This is a genomic window from Streptomyces sp. CMB-StM0423, from assembly GCF_002847285.1.
Taxonomy (GTDB): domain Bacteria; phylum Actinomycetota; class Actinomycetes; order Streptomycetales; family Streptomycetaceae; genus Streptomyces.
This window is the reverse complement of sequence record NZ_CP025407.1, coordinates 2,309,508-2,325,220: the sequence shown is the minus strand read 5'-3', so window position 1 is coordinate 2,325,220 and position 15,713 is coordinate 2,309,508. Positions and strand designations below refer to the sequence as shown.

Here is a 15,713-nt window from a genome sequence, read left to right as displayed (position 1 = left end):
GTTTGGGAACGATGATGCGTTACGCGGCCGCCGCCCACGGAGACGGAATCTTGGTTCCCCTGTACCGGTACCGAGTGGTGCTGATGGTTCCGGTGTGGAGGAGTTTGATTTGTCCGTCACGTGGTTGCCATCCTCCGGCGCAGTAGCGGCGCCGGAGTTCCTTCCAAGTGATCCCCCGGTGTTTGCGTCGAATCCAGGCGATGACCTGATACCAGGCGACCTTCGCCAGGTACCCGAACGCCTTGCTCGACACCCCGGGCCGGAAGTAGGCGCACCAGCCCCGCAGTACCGGGTTGAGCTGATACAGCAGGGTGGAAAGCGGTTGGTTCGTGCTCGTATTACGGCAGATGCGCTTCACCTTCCTGCAGATGACGCGCAGCGCCTTCCTTGCAGGGTAGGTGTACACGTACTCCCGTTTCTCGCTCGCTTTAACATGACGCTGGATGCGCCACCCAAGAAAGTCGAGACCCTCGTCAATGTGGGTAATCAAGGTCTTCGCGTCGGCCAGGCGTAGCCCCATCGTCGCAAGAACCTCAGCCACTTCCTCCTTGAGGGCTTCCGCCCCTTCCCGTGTGCCTCTGACCATCAGGCACCAGTCATCCGCATATCGAATGAGTCGAAAATTGGGGAGCCCCTGACGACGACGAACGCGCCGTTGCCATTCACTACTGGACGGTCCTCCGGGAGCCTGTTCGATGTACTCGTCCAGAACCGAGAGAGCCACATTGCTCAGTAGCGGAGAAAGGATCGACCCTTGAGGGGTTCCGGTGTTCGTTTCCGTCAGGGATCCATCCTCGGAGAGGATGCCCGACTTCAGGAACGCCTTCACCAGTGCCAGCACTCGCTTGTCTCCAACACGCATCCGCACCCGATCCATTAGCGCGGAGTGCGAAATCTCGTCGAAGCAGGCTTTGATGTCGCCCTCGACCACCCATTCGTACTGACGTGGGCGAGACGAGTAGTAACGGATCTCGGCCACGGCGTCGTGGGCCCTCCTGTTCGGCCGGAACCCGTATGAACACGGGAGAAAATCCGCCTCGAAGATGGGCTCCAGCACCAGCTTCAGGGACGCCTGTACCACTCGGTCACACACGGTCGCAATACCTAGACGGCGCTTCTTCCCGTCCGATTTGGGAATCATGCGCTCCCGTGCCGGTAACGGGCTGAAGCTCCGATCCTTCAACTGCGACCGTAATCCACCGAGGAATTCTTCCACCCCGGCAGACTCGATCGAGAAGGCTGACCGGCCGTCAATCCCGGCCGACCGAGCACCCCTGTTGCTCCTCACGCGATCCCATGCGACCAGAAGGAAGTCAGGATCGCAGACAAGGTTATACAAGTCATCAAACCGGCGGTGACCATTCTCGTTTGACCAACGGTGTAGCTTGGCCTGAATCTCCAGTACCCGGCGCTCGACCCTGAACGGGACATACGATCGCTCCGGATCATCGATGTTCACCAATGCGCTCCTGGCATTTCAGTTCCGCCCTACAGACTTGCTGGCCCCCTTCCCCATGTACACGCCTTTCGCGTGCTCGGAGTACTACGGGGCCTCCGCCCTGCTCATGGCCATCAGTCGGCAACGGACCTGCCCTGACATGCCGCAGGCTGCAGCAGGCTTTGGGCGGTCACGAGCAGTTCCCACGTTCACCGCATGACCGATCGGACAGTTAGGCACCCGGCTGTACTCCGGCAGCTTCGCCACGGCTACGCCGCAGACTTTCACCATGGCCCCTGCTGGCAGCTGACTGAAACTCCCAGCAAGGATGGACACCTCTGACTCACAGGCGCCCAACTACTGCACATCGGCCCATATCTGCCAGATTTGAGCCGACGGAACTCTTACGGAGCGTCTGCCACCGATTCGCTTTCACTGTACCTTCTGTCCTCGATTGCCGAACCCGACCCATCTGACAGTTCTGAGCCGTTCCGGCGTTGTCGGGGCTGCTTGCCGTCCTCGCCGGCGTTCCCCGGGTCGGACTGCCCCCATCTTCGGTCAGGCCACTGCGACGGCCCTACGGCGGAGGTCTTTCACCTCCGCTCGGTCATACGGCGCCTCGTGGCGCAACAGCCAGTAGTTCCACATCCGGGCCGAATGCGCCACAGTCGGATCGATCTTCATCACAGCATCACTACGGTCTTCCACGAGGGCCATCCTTGGTGTGTGGGGAACGGGTCAGCCGACAACGTAGCCGCAGCCGTTCCCCCGCTCCAGCGAGGGCCCAGTAGATGCCCTTCACACACCGCAGCGTCCCGGCCCAAGGCCCCTCGAAGGTGTAGAGCCCACCGCCCAGTCCCCACCGCGAGGGCCGTGCCGATGGACACAGCGCGAACCGAGGCTCCGTCCCTTATCGCGGACTTGCTCAGCACCCCGGTTCTCCCCGGTGAAGACTCGCGGGTAGGTGGACGGGCACTCGGAGCCGGTAGTTCGCCGGCGGCAGACAAGAAAGATCGCGAACCGACTGGCTAAGCGGGGCGAGAGCATGTCAACATCGACGACCTTGTGTGGAACTCCCAGGTCAGAGAGGATGATTTCTCGTGACCGCGGCTCCCATGCGCAACGGTCGCTCCACCGGCTTCCGGGCCGGGCGGCAGCGAGGGTACCCGGAGATGACCGTCGGTGATCTCATCACGCTGCTGTCCGCCTGCGACCGGGACGCCCCGGTCCGTCAGGCGATGAACCCGTTCTCCCCGATGGCCCATCGCCTCGCGCAGGTGGTGCCGTTCGTGGACGAGACCGGCTGGCCCGTCGTCTACCTCGCCGAAGGGCGGGACGAGGACAGCCAACTCGGGCACTTGCCGCCCGACGTAGCGGTGGCCCTGGCCTGGCAGGACCTCGCTCAGCCGTCCCCGCCGCCCCGCTGGCAGTTGAATCACAGCCGACCCCCCTTCTGGAGGCGCCTCTGTATTCCGGCTTCCCGTTCGACCCGTCCGATTCGACCGGTGCGCAGCGCGCGTACTGGGTCGGTCCCCGTCATCTGGCCGGTGACGACGGCCGCCTCTACGACACCGTCGCCGATGTGCTCGGCGGCTTGGGCTGGACGAGTCTGACGATCGTCCGGGGGCGGCAGGAGCCGGACGAGGAGCCGGAGGACCGCCAGGTCATTCGCAGCACCGTCCTGCACATCAGCCCGGACTCCCTGTGCTGGGCCCAGTGGATGCTGGCCGACGAGCCGTTCCATCTGGGGGACCTGCCGATCGCCTGGCAGGTCTCCGCCCGTACGGACACCAGCGGCCCGGCCGAGTGGGCGGTCTACTTCACGCCCGACGTGCCCGGCGAGGCGGTGGCCGACTTCCTCGTCGCGCTCGACGCCCGTCCCCACCCCGCGGTGCCGCACGTTCGTCCCGAGCTGGTCCTCGACGCCGTCACCGCCCACGGGTGGCTCCGCGACGTCGACCAGTCGGCGGGGGCGACGGATCCCACGTTCATCTCGCACGTCAGCCTGGGTGAGGTACCGCCTCTCATCCAGGACGCCGACCCGCGCGCTCTGACCGCCGGATCCGGCGAGCCGGGGCCCGACGGATGGCAGGCATGGGCCCAGCCCGCGCCCGGCGCCCCGTGCCTGTGGGCGGTGTCGTTCTCCGCGTCCGTCCCGCACGATCTCGTGGCTGCGTTCGCCGCGTCCCTCAGCTCGACCGCGGCGGTCCTGCGCCGGGTAGTGCCCGAGGCGACCCGCGAACGACTCCTGTGGACACCTGCCGGCTAGCGACCACACTCCTAAGCGCCCTCATCACCCGCCGTCCGCGCCCGAAGCCGACGCCGCGACGACCCTTTCCCCGGCTACGACCCCAGGACGCCAGCGCGATGAGCCCCCGTCCACCTGGCCGTACCCGGCCACTGGAGGCGATGAAGCAATGACTCCCATCCCAGACAGCGGCCCGCCGTCCCTCCCGCCGAAGCTGCCCGCCAAGCAGCACGAGGCGGTGCTCACCGCCGCGCAGCGCCCCGACCAGCTCGTCGCCGGGCGCGACGACCGCGCGTACTGGAAAGGCGAGCCGTGGTACAACGACCGTACCCTGGCCGCGCTCTACACCGCCGGGTACGCCGGGCCTTTCCCGCAGCCGTGGCACCACGGCGATACCGACTGGGGGGAGACCATCGGCGGCTCGTTGTACCTGACCCCCGCGGGCCGCGAGTACGCCCGGCTGCGAGGGAACATCGATGTGCACCGCCGCAAAGTGGTGATCATCGCCTGCGGGGACAAGAAGCGCCCGATACCCGACGGGCAGCGTCACGGCTGGCTCGCCGGCGAGCTGTACACCGGGCACTACCACCGCTCACTCCGGCGCGCCGCCGACACGCTGACCCACCCGGACCTGATCCGCATAGCCTCCGCGCTCCACGGGCTCGTCCCCCTCGACCGCCCGCTGCACCCGTACAACGTCACCCTCGGCCACAAACGGGCGATCACCGCGGAGAAGATGACCGGACACACCCGCGGCTACGGCCTGTTCGACGCCGACGTGATCTTCCTCGGCGGCAAGGACTACGCCGAGCTGCTGCGGCCGTCCGTCCCCCACCTCCTGGCCCCGCTCACCGGGCCGATGGGCGAGCACCGCAGGCTGTGCCGCCAGGCCCGGGAGAACCCGGCGCTGCGCGAGATGTGGTGGGAGCAGGCCGCCGCGTTGTCCGACGAACACCGGCCGGCACCCTGACCGCCCGTGGCGGCCCCACCGCCTGGAGCTGCAACGCTGAAGAGGCTCACTGATCTGGACCACTGTGACAAGGCGACCGAGCCTTGCGCGTTGCCACGGGCGCGACTGTCAGGAAGGGCAGATGTCGGTGGGCACGTTGATGATGAGTCCGCGGCGCTCGTCCGCGGTGAGTTCCCGGCCGAGGGCCTTGCACACATGGCGCTTCCAGAGGGCGGGGTCGAGGCGGAGCAGGTCGTAGGGCTCAAGGTTCATGGGGTCGCGAAGTATCGCCTTGCCGTCGCTGGTCGCTGCCGGGAAGGCTTGTTCTTCGCCGAATTCGTAGATGTCCTGGTAGCCGGGTTCGTCGGCCTTGAGGAAGTGGATGGAGCCCTTATAAGCGAGGAAGAATCCGGCTCCCCCGGTAGGGCGCAGCGACCACTCCTTTGACCACTCTTTGTCGGTGAGTGGCCCGAACGGGCCCACTACTCTCCTTGCCGGGCGCCCAGGGTGGACCGACCAGAGCTCAGCCATCTGGGCCGTGGTCAGGACGGTTACGTACTCCGGGTCATCCAAGAAGGAGGCCGAAAAAAGGTCATCGGCGAGACGTACGCGGAGCTTTTCCTCGGGTTCCCCTGTGCGCAGGTCGACGGCGTGCATGTACGGCTCACCGGCCACCGTTACGCTCACAAACCCCGGCTTGGGATGGTCTCGCACAGTGAAGGTGGAAGGGTCCTTCTTGGTCAGGCTTATATCGTGCAGATCAATGGGCTGCGATAGACGTCGACCACTGCGGGCGTCCCAACTCTCCACGACAGAACCGGACGTCGTGACGATCCGGTTGTCGCCGTGGAAGCTGAGAAACACCGCTGACTGTTCCCGTGGTTCCGGAGCGGGGGGCTTCGCGGTGCGAAACTCCGCTACCGGACGTAGAGAAGGAAGCGCACGGACCACGATTCGATTCCTTTCCAAGACGTCCGCCACCAGTGTTCCGGGCCCGTTTACTTCGAGGGACACGTATGGTTCTAGAACGGCGCTGGACTTGACCTCGGAGAGAATCCGTCCTTCGCCTTCTGTCTCCACGACCCGCAGCAGACCGGTGTCTTCCTCCCTTGCCCTGATGACCATCCTGCTGCCGTCGCCGAGCAGCTGCGGCTCCGGGTCCGTACTGTCGTCGTACAGTATTCGCGCCCACCCTTTGAGCGCGTTTCCTTCGTTAGTCACCAAGGTTGGTGTATCAGGAGTCCCGACAAGGAAGGGGGGAGCGTCGACCGTCGCGGAGTACTCGGCGCGGTTGGAGTAACTCAGCGGATCGGGGCCGAGGAAATATGTCCGCGGCGCGATACCGGGGTGAGTACCGACAAGGTCCCAGCGGTTGGACGAATTGTTCACGACCGCGAAGTAGTCGCCGGTGCCGTCGACGGCGACGTCGGAAGACGTGCAGTCATACTTGTATTCGTCCATGCTGACGGTTCTCAGCACCTGTCCGTCCGATACACGAACAACGCGAAACTGTGTCTCCGGACCCGTGCAGGAGACCGCCACGCCGGCGTTTCCCGAAATCGCGACCGCGGCTCCACGGGACACCTCGCGTATGGCGCCCGTAGCGATGTCGACCTTCACCAGAGAGGGGCGAGGAAGGAGTCGCTTGGCCACAACCGTGTTCTCGTCGGGCCCGAACCACACGCTGTCCAAGCCACGGATTCGCTTGGGCAAGGTCCGAGGCCGCCCGGTCGTCAGGTCCCACAGTTGCAAGGACTCTGTCGACCTAGACGCGCCGACCAGGAAACGGGAGTCCGGAGAGAAGTCCATCCCGTTACGGCGGTCCACGTCAGGTAGCGATTCGGGCCCCAAGAGCGCGCCTCGGAGGATGCGCATTGGTCCCGCCAGTCGCTCTCCCATGGGTGTCACGTCGTGCCAGACCACCACGCCGTCCGCGCCGCGCACGTAGGCAATCCGGCTGCCGTCAGAACTGACCACAGGGGACAGGACGTCGTCCACGAAACGGAGCTGCGTATGCCGGACCCTGCCGTCGGCCATACGGACGAACAGGGTCGCTCGGCCCGTCACGCTCGTCACAAGGGCCACCGTTCCCTCATCGCTGACGTCCGCCTCCACTATCTTTCCTTGAGCCCCTGCCAGCACCCACGCCGCGCCCTTCAGCTCCGCGTACCGCCGCATCAGCGCGCTGCGGGCCTCCTGCGTGGGTGCGATGTCGTACGCCGCAAGCGCTGCCAGACCTGCCTGAGCGGGGTTGCTGTCCGTCAGTTCGTCCGACTGAATCGCAAGAGACCTTGACTGGCCCTCCGCCGCCCGTTCGGCGCTCACGCGCGACTCTTGCGCGAGGAATGTGCTGAGCCCCGCGATCAGCACGAGGGCCGACCCCACCACGATCCAGCCCACGCGCACCCGGGCGCGCCGCGCCTGCCGGCGCCTGCGGGCCAGCGTGAGGAAGTCCCGTTGCTCTTCGGTAAGGTCTTTCTCACGGCCTCGTAATCTTCCTTCCAGCGCCGCGAGTTGAAGGGCGCCGGGTAGCAGATCCGCCGGGCTGTCCGCCTTCCGCCACCGCTCAAGGTCGTGCTGCACCTCCGCCCGGCTGGCGAGGAAGTCGGCATCGGCCCGGACCAGTTCGGACAGCGTCGGCCACGCGGTGATCAGTGCCTCGTGTGCCAACTCGACGCTCTCAGGGCGACCTTCGCCCCCGTACAGGACCAGCAGGCGTCGCTCGGCCAGCGACTGTGCGAGGCGCCAGCGGCTTTCTCCGGCTTCGTCGCGGGTCAGCCGGCGCCGCAGTGGAGCCTCGCCACCGGGCAGCACCCGGACCAGCCCGGTCAGCAGTGCCAGCGCCTCAGCCTCGTCCCCAGATGGGACGCACTGCCGCCACGCTGTCTCCGCGTGGCGGCGCAGAGCGCCGGACACCCCGCCGATGTCCTCGTACGTCGTGGCCAGAAGACGGCCGGCCACCTGGTGCTCCCACAGCTGCTCCAAGACGAAGCCGAGCAGCGGGAGTACGCCTGGTTCGCCGCCCGTGTCGTTCAGTACGCGCCCGGCCAGCCCCGGGTCGTATTCCACCGCCGGTACCGTCTCGACCGGTTTGGTGATCACCTCTCGGAGCTGGTCGCGGGACATCGGCGTGAGCGGCAGCGTGGTACCACCACGCAGGACAGCTCCGAGGCGCGGGTGTTCGAGGGCAGCATTCATGAAGTCCGCGCGGAGGGTGAGCAGCACCCGTCCCACGGTGGCGGGCAGACGGTCGTGGAAGAGCAGTTCCACGAGTTCGCCGAGTTCGGCGTCCGTGCGGTCGACGAGTGCCTCTGCCTGGTCGAGGACGATCAGCGTTCTGCCGGTGGCCGTGCCGCGGAGCCGGTGGAGCGTGTCGGTGAGCCCCCTGTCCGCGAGCCAGGTCTCCACCTGGTCCACGCTCTCCACCGGCCTTGGTCCGAAACGGCCTGTACGGACAGCCTCATGGAGTTCGGTGGCGAGCGCGGAGCGCAGGGACGAGACCTGCCCGGCGTTCACCACGAACACCTCGTACCCGGCCTGCCGCATCCGCGGAGCAACCCCGGCCAGCGCCAGTGACGACTTCCCGCAGCCCGACGGCCCGTACAAGGTGACAGCGGTGTCGGCGCCACACAGCGCGGTGACAACGCGCTCTACGTCGCCGTCACGGCCGAAGTAGACGTCCGCATCCTGCTCCTGGAAGGGCGCCAAGCCGCGGAAGGGCGTGGGCGGGCTCACAACGGCGGCGAGCGAGGGAACCTCCCGCAACACGCTTCTGGTCCGCAGCACGTACGCCTGCTGCGCATCCTGCTGCGGCTGTGCGGCCACGAGTAGACCGACCACCGCACCCAGTTCGTTGTCCCAGACCGGACTGCCGCTGAACCCGCGCTGGACGTGTACGGTCTGCCCATCGGCCCGGGAGAGCTGGAGCCAGCCCTCGCTGGTGGCACCGCTGAGCTTTCCGCGGAACCAGGTCTCCCCCGGCTCGCCACCCGTGAACCCCACCGCACGCGCTCCGTGATTCCATACGCTCGCAGCGTCGACCATCGGCAGGGGATGGGCAAAGGGGATCGCCTCCCGAAGCCGCAGGACCGCGATGTCGCCCGCGTGGCCGGCCCTGATCGGCACCCAATGTTCGACCTCGGCCGACCACACGCCGGGCCCGACTCCGTCCCGACGCTCGGCCAACGGCAGCTCGACGTTGACCACCTTCCCGGTCGGCACCGTCTCGTGACGGGGCTGGTCCAACGCGTCCGACACCACGTGGGCGCAGGTCAATACCAGATCCGCGGCGACGAGGAAACCCGCTCCGCTCAGCGCCCCGTTCTGCCCGGTGACCCGGACGACCGATGAGGCCAGCGCATCGTCCGGACTCGATGGCGTCCTGTACGCGGTACCTGACATCGTGCCCCCTGCCTGGATGCCCCTCGGTCAACCTGTTTGAGAATCTTCCTCAGTTGGGTCCTCGAAGTCACGGCGGCTCCAGCTCAGACTTACTGTGAAATTGGCCGTGGTCGCCGAGCTGGCGATGACGACGTCCGCCCCCGCAGACAGCGAAATCCCGAACTCCAGGGTCATCTCGTCAGGCGGCATGGCGAGTTCCCGGATCCTCCCGACGAAGTTCTCTGCCACAGGGCGTACGGTGTCCAGCATCTGGCCGAGAGACCGCCCCGCGCGGGCGGCCGAGCCACCGCGGCCCACCCGGACCACCGACTCGTCCACTTCACGGATCTGAACCCGGATGACCTCCTCACTTCCCTCGTCCAACGGCACTTCGACCGTGTGCACGAGACGGTCAGTCACGGCAACCTCCAGCAGATAGAGCGGCTAAGAATTGTAGCGAAAGATAACGTCCTTCCAGATGCCCGTCGTTGATTAGTGAGCTTCTTCGAGGTGGCCACCGATCAGGTGACGGTTCGCGAGCCGCAACGAGCGAGGCCCCCGGGCCGTTGATCGAGATGTCTTACGTCTCAATCACCGTGCTCGGGGGCCTCGTTGGTCATCCATCCTGCCGCACTCGACCTGCCGCATGCGCTCGTGGAGTGGGTCACCATGCTGCTTGTCACTCGTGAGGGCGACCGGCGCTGCAAGCTCCGCTCGTTTTCATCGCGCGATGGTGGCGCTGGTGTACCTGCGCGAGCACACCACTCTGGCGAAGATCGCTGCCGGTTTCGGCATCAGCGAGTCCACCGCACACGCTTACACCAGCACGGTCGTCGACCTTCTCGCCGCACGTGCACCGGGCCTGCTGAAGACGCTACGCGACCATGATCCTGACTTCGTCCTCCTGGACGGGACCCTTGCCGAGTGCGACCGGGTCGGCGACGGCCGGGCCGACTACTCCCACAAGCACCGGCGCCACGGCGTGAACGTCCAGGTGGTCACCGATCCGGGCGGCCGGCTGCTGTGGCTCTCGCCCGCACCGCCGGGCCGTACCCACGGCCTGACCGCCGCCCGCACCCACCGGATCATCCGGATCTGCGAGCGCCAGGGCGTTCCCATCGTGGCCGACCTCGCATACCAGGGCGGCGGCTCCTGGCTCACCACGGGCATCAAACGTAAGCCCCTGCAGGAACTCACCCCCACCGAGAGAACCCGCAACCGGGCCCGGGCCGCGGCACGGGCACCCGTCGAACGCGGCGTTGCCCGCCTGAAGTCATGGCGGATCTTCCGCAGATCCCGATGCAGCCCCACCCGCATGACGTCAATCGCCAAGGCCGTTCTCACCTTGGAGCTGCAACGCTGAAGTGGCTCAGTCACCGAGGAGCCGACCCGATGGACGAGCCCACTGACCAGCGGTGCCCCCGCTGCCCCGGCCTGCCCGAGCCGTTCGTCTGCCTCGGCCACCCCGCTGGAAACACACCCGCCGGCGACCTGCCCGCCGCGCTCATTGCCCTTGACACGGAGCGCGGCCTCGCCGAAGACGCCCGCCGCCGCGCCGCCGGCACCGGGCTCACCGACGCCCAGACTGCCGCTATGCTGCGCGCCCTGTCGTGAACCGAGCCAGCGGGTCTCCGGCTCGAAGGTCTGCAGTCCGCGGGGGCGCTGCCGGTGGCCGTCGAGCCTTCGCTTCGGCGGCTGCTCACTGCGACCTGGTGGTTCGGCTGTCGGAGCGTGCCGACGGCCGTGGTGCGAGTGGCAAGTTCTGCGTGGCGGTCGCGGCGCGCTCTGGCGTTTCGAGGAGCAGGTGTGCCGTGCGGCGCAGCCGCCATACGAGCACGTCGCTGACGGACTCTGCGGTGCCCAGTTCCCGGCGTCGGGAGGCTCGGGCCAGCAGTGCGGTCGGGTCGTGGCCGGCGCGTTGGGCGTCGGCGAGTGTCCCCGCGAGGGCGTACCAGCCCGGTTCGCCGAGAATGCGCTCGGCCAGTTCCGGCAGGGCCTCGCGAAGCTGGGCGGCATGGTGATCCTGCTGCGGCAGTGGAAGGCGCCGGCCGCGCTCTGCCAGAGCCGCCAGCGGTGCGGGGGCGGCTGCCCGGTAGGCGGAGCGCAGGTGGGCGGCGGTCTGGCGTGCGGCGGCGGCCTGCTGGGCGTGGCCCTTCTTCGCGTGCCAGTGCGCTGCGGCGGTGATGAGGAAGAACAGCATGTCGATGGCCATCGCGGTCGTTGCGCCGCCTTCACCGTAGCCGAGGACGGGACCGCCGTGGACGAGGTCGCGGGCCGCCTGGCGCAGCGCGCGGTCGTGTCCGCGTACGGCGCGGATGTGGGAGCGCGAGGCGCGTTCGTAGACGATGGCTGCATCCCGGAGTTCGCGGCGGGTGTGGGCGGCGGACGTCTTCGCGAGCGCGTCGAGGACTTCGCCGGCTGCGGCGATGTGGGCGGCGGCGACCGCGCCCGGCCCTCTTTCGATGACGAGAAGGGCGTGCCACGCGGCTGACGCGGCGTGCCGTCGGGCGGTCGCCGGAGCGCCCGGCCCGGTGCGGTCCTCCTCTTGCGGCCGAGGGCTCTGGCTGCCCTGGTGTGGGGCGTGGCCGGTCCAGCGTTCCCGGATGCGGGGGAGCGAGAGGTCGGGAGCGAGGCGTGCGCCGGGGTAGAACACCGGCTCGCCCTGGGCGTTGCGGTCGTCGGGCAGGGCGACCTTGTATCCGAGGAGGTCGCCGAACGGTGCGGCGCGCTTGCGGATGAGGAGGCCGGCGTCGGCGAGCCGGTCGAAGAACTCGTCTTCGCTGGTCACGCCGGCCACCGCCTGCCGTACCGTCTCGCGCAGTTCTTCGCGGGCGGTGCGCTCGCGGCTCTGCCGCTTCGCCTTGTGGCGTTCGGCGCTGGTGGGCCGCTGTGCGGCGGTGCCGTCGCCGGGGGCGACTTGGTGGAGGCCGAGTTCCTTTTCGATGAGGCGGGCTTCGGCCTGTGCTCGTGTGCCGGAGCGGTAGTCGTCGGGGCGGTGGCCGTCTTCGGTGACGAGGGTGGCGACGATGTGGATGTGGTCGTCCGCGTGCCGTATGGCGGCCCAGCGGCAGCCGGGCTGTCCGCTGCCGGGGTCGATGCCGGTGGCGGCGACGATGCGGCGGGCGATGTCGGTCCATTCCTCGTCGGACAGGGTCCGGTCCCTGGGGTCGGCGCGTACGGAGGTGTGCCACACGTGCTTGGCCGGGCGGGCGTGTGAGGCGAGGGCCATGACGGGCTGGTCGAGGAGTTGCTGGAGGTCTTTGAGGGTGGCGTTCGGGTCGCGGCCGGGGTCGGGGGACATGCCGTCGAACGATGCGACGAGGTGCGGGTCGGTGTGCTCCTCGGCCTTGCCGGGGCCGTAGAGGTAGGCGAGGAGTCCGATGGTCCGCGAACCGGACGCGTTGACGCTGGGGATCACGAGCTGCGGGACTCGATGAGCCGTGCAGCGGCTTCGCGCGTCGTGTCGGCCGCTCGCCGTACGGCGGCGACCGCTGCTTCCAGATAGGGGGCGTCTGCTCCGGAGTTGAGTGCCTTGACGGCTTGGTTGAGGTTGCTGCCGGCCCAGCCGAGGCGGCGTCGGCAGTCGAACAGGGCGGTGATCACTTCGCGTTCGTCGGCGATCTCGGCGCTGGTGCGGTCGAGGTCGCGGGCGGCGGCGAGCGCGGAGCGGGCGAGGAACCCGGCGACGGACAGATGGCACTGGGCGGCGGCGGCTTTGATCAGGGTGATCTCGTCGTCGTTGAAGCGGGTGTTGGGCTGGTGCAGGCGCTTCTTCTCGCGCGGCTGACGGGGGCGCTGACGTGCACGGGGGGCGCGCTGTCGGCGGGCGCGGCGGTCGGTGGGCTTCTCCTGTTGTCCCGGCTTCGATCCGCCCTCGGTCGAAGCCTGCTGGACCTGCGCCCCCCGGTGCAGGTCCTGGCCCGCCCCCTCGGGGGCGGGTTCGGCGGAAGCGTAGCTTCCGCCCCAACTTGCTCGCCCCGGGACCGAGTTGATGTCGGCTGCAGGTTGGGGGGTGTTCCCGTTCGGGGCCGGGGTCGTCATCAGCCGCATTCCGGGCAGCGGGCGAGGTGGCCGTTGAGGGCGCGGGCCATCCGTGCCTTCGTCGACGCGGCCTGTGTCGCGCTGCATCTGGCCGCCGGGCGGCCCTGGTGCCGGGCGGAGTGGGCGGTCAGGTAGCGGATTTCCCGCTCGTACACCGCTTGGAGGGCGGTGAAGCCGGCGCAGGTCCTGATCATGTGGTGGTGCCCTTCGTCGTCGTGGCGTGGTCGTCGCTGCGTAGTTCGCGCAGGACGAGGCTGAGTTGGGAGTTCCGGCCGCCTTGGAGTCCTTCGCGGCGGAGGATTTCGCGGAGCTGGACGCGGGTGATCGCAGCGTTGCCGTCGCGGGCGAGCACGGCGGGGACGTGGGGTCGCACCTGCTGGACAAGCTGGTCCACCGGCAGCGGCGGGTCCTGCTGCCCAGGGGTGCGGGACCGGCTGCTGCGCTTGCCCTTGTTCTTCTTCGCGTTCGCCTTCTTGCGCCGCACGTTCCCCGGTCCCCGGTCCCGGCCCGCTCCCCGGAGGGAGGCGAGCTCGGTCCCCGGGTGGTCTTCCGTGGGTGCGGGGACCGGTCCCCGATCCGGCATGATCGCGGTCCCCGGTTCGCGGTCTGCTGGTTCGGTGTCGGTCCCCGGGTGGTGTTGTGCGTGGGCGGGGACCGGTCCCCGTGGCGGGTTCGGTCCCCGGTCCCCAGTGCCGACCGGAGCGCGGGGACCGGGCGCGGGGACCGGCAAGCTGGAGACCGCCAGCGGGTTGACCTGGTCATCCACAGAGGCGGGGACCGGTCCCCGGTTCGGCGTCTTCGCGGTCCCCGGTTCACGGTCTTCTCGTTCCGTGCCGGTCCCCAGACGGTGGTGCGTGGGTGCGGGGACCGGTCCCCGCGGCGGATTCAGTCCCCGGTCCCCAGCCTCGCCCGGACCGGGGGGACCAGGCGCGGGGACAGACCGGGTCGGCGGGTTGATCCGGGTATCCATGGGTGCGGGGACCGGTCCCCGTGGCGGGTTCGGTCCCCGGTCCCCGGCGGCGGGGACCGCCTGCTCGGGGACCGACTGGTCGGGGACCGTCGGTGCGGGGACCGCGATGTCGAGGGTACCGGCGGTGGGTGGGGACCAGGGGGAGGGGAGGGCGATGGTGGCGAGGGCGAGTGCGTGGCGGCGGGCGGCGAGGTGGTTGAGCAGGCGTGCGCGCTGGTGGGGGTCGGTGCCGACGGCGGCTTTGCCGAGTGCTTTCGACAGTCGGCGGGTCAGGCGCCGCCCGCGGCGGCTGTGCTGCTGCTCGGGTGTCTGTTCGGCGAGGCGGGCGGCCAGGGCGACGGCTCGGTCGGTGGCCCTGTCCCGGGTGATCTGTGCGGCGTCGCGGTCGCGGGCGGCGATGCCCAGGCGGGACAGGAGGCGTTCGCGGGCTTCGCGCCCGAGGGTGGCGATCAGGGAGCGGGAGGCGGCGCCGGGGGTGCGCAGGCGTAGTTCGATGCCCATGGCCAGGTGCCACAGCACGGCGGCCATGATGGGGCCGACGAAGGCGCGGACGGTGCCGCCGACCGGGCCGCTTTCGGCGTAGGCGGGGATGACCTGGACTCCGGTGATGATCCAGACCAGGGTGCCGGGCAGGCCGGGTGCGCCCTGGGTGGTCAGGTTCTGGCGGGCCATCAGCGCGGTCGCGAAGAGCGCCAGCTCGGCCGCGGCGAACATGCCGGCGCGTTCGGCGGTGCCGGCCATGTCGAGGTAGTCGGCGGCGAACCGCCAGGAGGTGTCGGCGCTGTAGGCGGTGCAGCCCAGGGCGGCTACTGCAGCGACCGTGACCGCCGCACTGCCGCGATGCTCCGGTGGCCGGGCGCTGCGCCGCTGGAGGGCCCGGACGGCGAGCACGATGGCGAAGGCGGCGAGCAGTGCGGTGGCCACGAGGAGATCAGGTTCCGGAGGGAAAGCGGGGGACAGGGCCGCGGTCATATGGCCTTTCCATCAGGGGTGGATGCGGTGGTCGACGCGGCTGTGCGGGGCATCGGCTGCCGTGTTCGGGGCCTGCTCGGGGCGGGAGCGTCCGGGGACGGACTGGTCGTCCTTCGCTTTCTTTTCGGCTGGGGCACGCCGTAGGTGCGGTCGCGGTCGAAGACCTTCAAGGCGGCTTGGCGGAGCAGGTCTCGGGCGTGCCGGTGGCTGATCTGCAGGGCGGCGGCGAGCCGGTCTGGCCGCCAGCTGCGGAGGTAGGCGTGGTCGATGACGAGTTGCCGCTCGGCTTCGGTGAGGTGGACGTCGCGTCCGTCGAAGAACGCGCGCACGCGCCGATAGTCCAGACGGTGAGGAAGCCCGTCGTGCCATGGGCGCCGCTCGGCTTCGGTCAGCCCGCCCCAGATGCCTTCCTTGAGGCCGTTCTCCACCGCGTAGTTCAGGCAGTCGGTGCGCACCGGGCACAGGGCGCACAGCTCTTTCGCCTCGGCGATGGCGATGTGGTCCCGCGGGGGCGGGAAGAACACCTCGTCGGCATCGGCCGGGTGAAGGCCGTAGCAGGCGCCGCGGTTGTGCCAGCTGGTGTCGGCGATGCCGCGCAGGCCGCTGGCCGGCGCCTCGTGGGTGGTGATGTATCGCAAGTCAACGGTCTCCGAAGGGCTGCGCGCTGGGCGGACGCGATGTCGGGCACCGCTGCGGAACCACCAGGGGCACCGCA

General features: G+C 68.8%; 11 protein-coding genes and 2 pseudogenes. 5 read left to right on the top strand and 8 right to left on the bottom strand.

The genetic code is table 11. The features are described from left to right. Positions 1 to 19: 19 nt before the first annotated feature. Positions 20 to 1,459 carry a group II intron reverse transcriptase/maturase gene (ltrA, locus tag CXR04_RS09760; RefSeq protein ID WP_101421458.1) on the bottom strand — a complete coding sequence of 480 codons (1,440 nt, stop codon included), beginning with the start codon at positions 1,457 to 1,459 and terminating at the stop codon, positions 20 to 22. Positions 1,460 to 2,610: 1,151 nt separating this feature from the next. Between ltrA and CXR04_RS09755 the strand changes: the two are divergent. The 3 genes and pseudogenes from CXR04_RS09755 to CXR04_RS09745 form a co-directional block, all read left to right on the top strand. Continuing rightward, positions 2,611 to 2,862, top strand: a pseudogene (locus tag CXR04_RS09755) (hypothetical protein); the annotation flags it as partial. A gap of 29 nt (positions 2,863 to 2,891) precedes the next feature. Further along, positions 2,892 to 3,707: a DUF317 domain-containing protein gene (locus CXR04_RS09750; protein ID WP_101421457.1), complete on the top strand. Its 816-nt coding sequence runs from the start codon at positions 2,892 to 2,894 to the stop codon at positions 3,705 to 3,707. Positions 3,708 to 3,855: 148 nt separating this feature from the next. Then, on the top strand, positions 3,856 to 4,656 hold the full coding sequence (locus tag CXR04_RS09745; RefSeq protein WP_199850429.1) for a DUF6884 domain-containing protein: 801 nt from the start codon (positions 3,856 to 3,858) through the stop codon (positions 4,654 to 4,656). A 108-nt stretch (positions 4,657 to 4,764) separates the two neighbouring features. Here CXR04_RS09745 and CXR04_RS09740 read toward each other — a convergent pair whose 3' ends face one another. Both CXR04_RS09740 and CXR04_RS09735 read right to left on the bottom strand, forming a co-directional pair. Next, a complete protein-coding gene (locus tag CXR04_RS09740) occupies positions 4,765 to 9,036 on the bottom strand; it encodes an nSTAND1 domain-containing NTPase (protein WP_101421456.1) in 4,272 nt (1,423 codons plus the stop codon). 27 nt (positions 9,037 to 9,063) lie between these two features. Continuing rightward, positions 9,064 to 9,435, bottom strand: a complete 372-nt coding sequence (locus CXR04_RS09735) for a CU044_2847 family protein (RefSeq protein ID WP_101421455.1) — start codon at positions 9,433 to 9,435, stop codon at positions 9,064 to 9,066. A 192-nt stretch (positions 9,436 to 9,627) separates the two neighbouring features. Between CXR04_RS09735 and CXR04_RS09725 the strand changes: the two are divergent. Then, a pseudogene (locus CXR04_RS09725) lies at positions 9,628 to 10,378 on the top strand (transposase family protein). Positions 10,379 to 10,407: 29 nt separating this feature from the next. Further along, positions 10,408 to 10,629: a hypothetical protein gene (locus CXR04_RS09720; RefSeq protein WP_101421454.1), complete on the top strand. Its 222-nt coding sequence runs from the start codon at positions 10,408 to 10,410 to the stop codon at positions 10,627 to 10,629. A gap of 85 nt (positions 10,630 to 10,714) precedes the next feature. Here CXR04_RS09720 and CXR04_RS09715 read toward each other — a convergent pair whose 3' ends face one another. From CXR04_RS09715 to CXR04_RS09695, 5 genes are read right to left on the bottom strand one after another with little or no spacing between them, the layout of a single operon-like run. Beyond that, a complete protein-coding gene (locus CXR04_RS09715) occupies positions 10,715 to 12,433 on the bottom strand; it encodes a relaxase/mobilization nuclease domain-containing protein (RefSeq protein WP_101421453.1) in 1,719 nt (572 codons plus the stop codon). Next, positions 12,430 to 13,056, bottom strand: a complete 627-nt coding sequence (locus CXR04_RS35700) for a hypothetical protein (protein WP_234380134.1) — start codon at positions 13,054 to 13,056, stop codon at positions 12,430 to 12,432. The genes CXR04_RS09715 and CXR04_RS35700 overlap by 4 nt, the downstream gene beginning before the upstream one ends. Next, positions 13,056 to 13,250 (bottom strand): hypothetical protein, encoded by a 195-nt coding sequence (locus CXR04_RS09705; protein WP_442802367.1) that lies wholly within the window; start codon positions 13,248 to 13,250, stop codon positions 13,056 to 13,058. The genes CXR04_RS35700 and CXR04_RS09705 overlap by 1 nt, the downstream gene beginning before the upstream one ends. After that, positions 13,247 to 14,998, bottom strand: a complete 1,752-nt coding sequence (locus tag CXR04_RS09700; protein ID WP_101421452.1) for a hypothetical protein — start codon at positions 14,996 to 14,998, stop codon at positions 13,247 to 13,249. The genes CXR04_RS09705 and CXR04_RS09700 overlap by 4 nt, the downstream gene beginning before the upstream one ends. Then, a complete protein-coding gene (locus CXR04_RS09695) occupies positions 14,995 to 15,636 on the bottom strand; it encodes a WhiB family transcriptional regulator (protein ID WP_101421451.1) in 642 nt (213 codons plus the stop codon). Before CXR04_RS09695 ends, CXR04_RS09700 begins: the two co-directional genes overlap by 4 nt. Between the last annotated feature and the right edge of the window lie 77 nt (positions 15,637 to 15,713).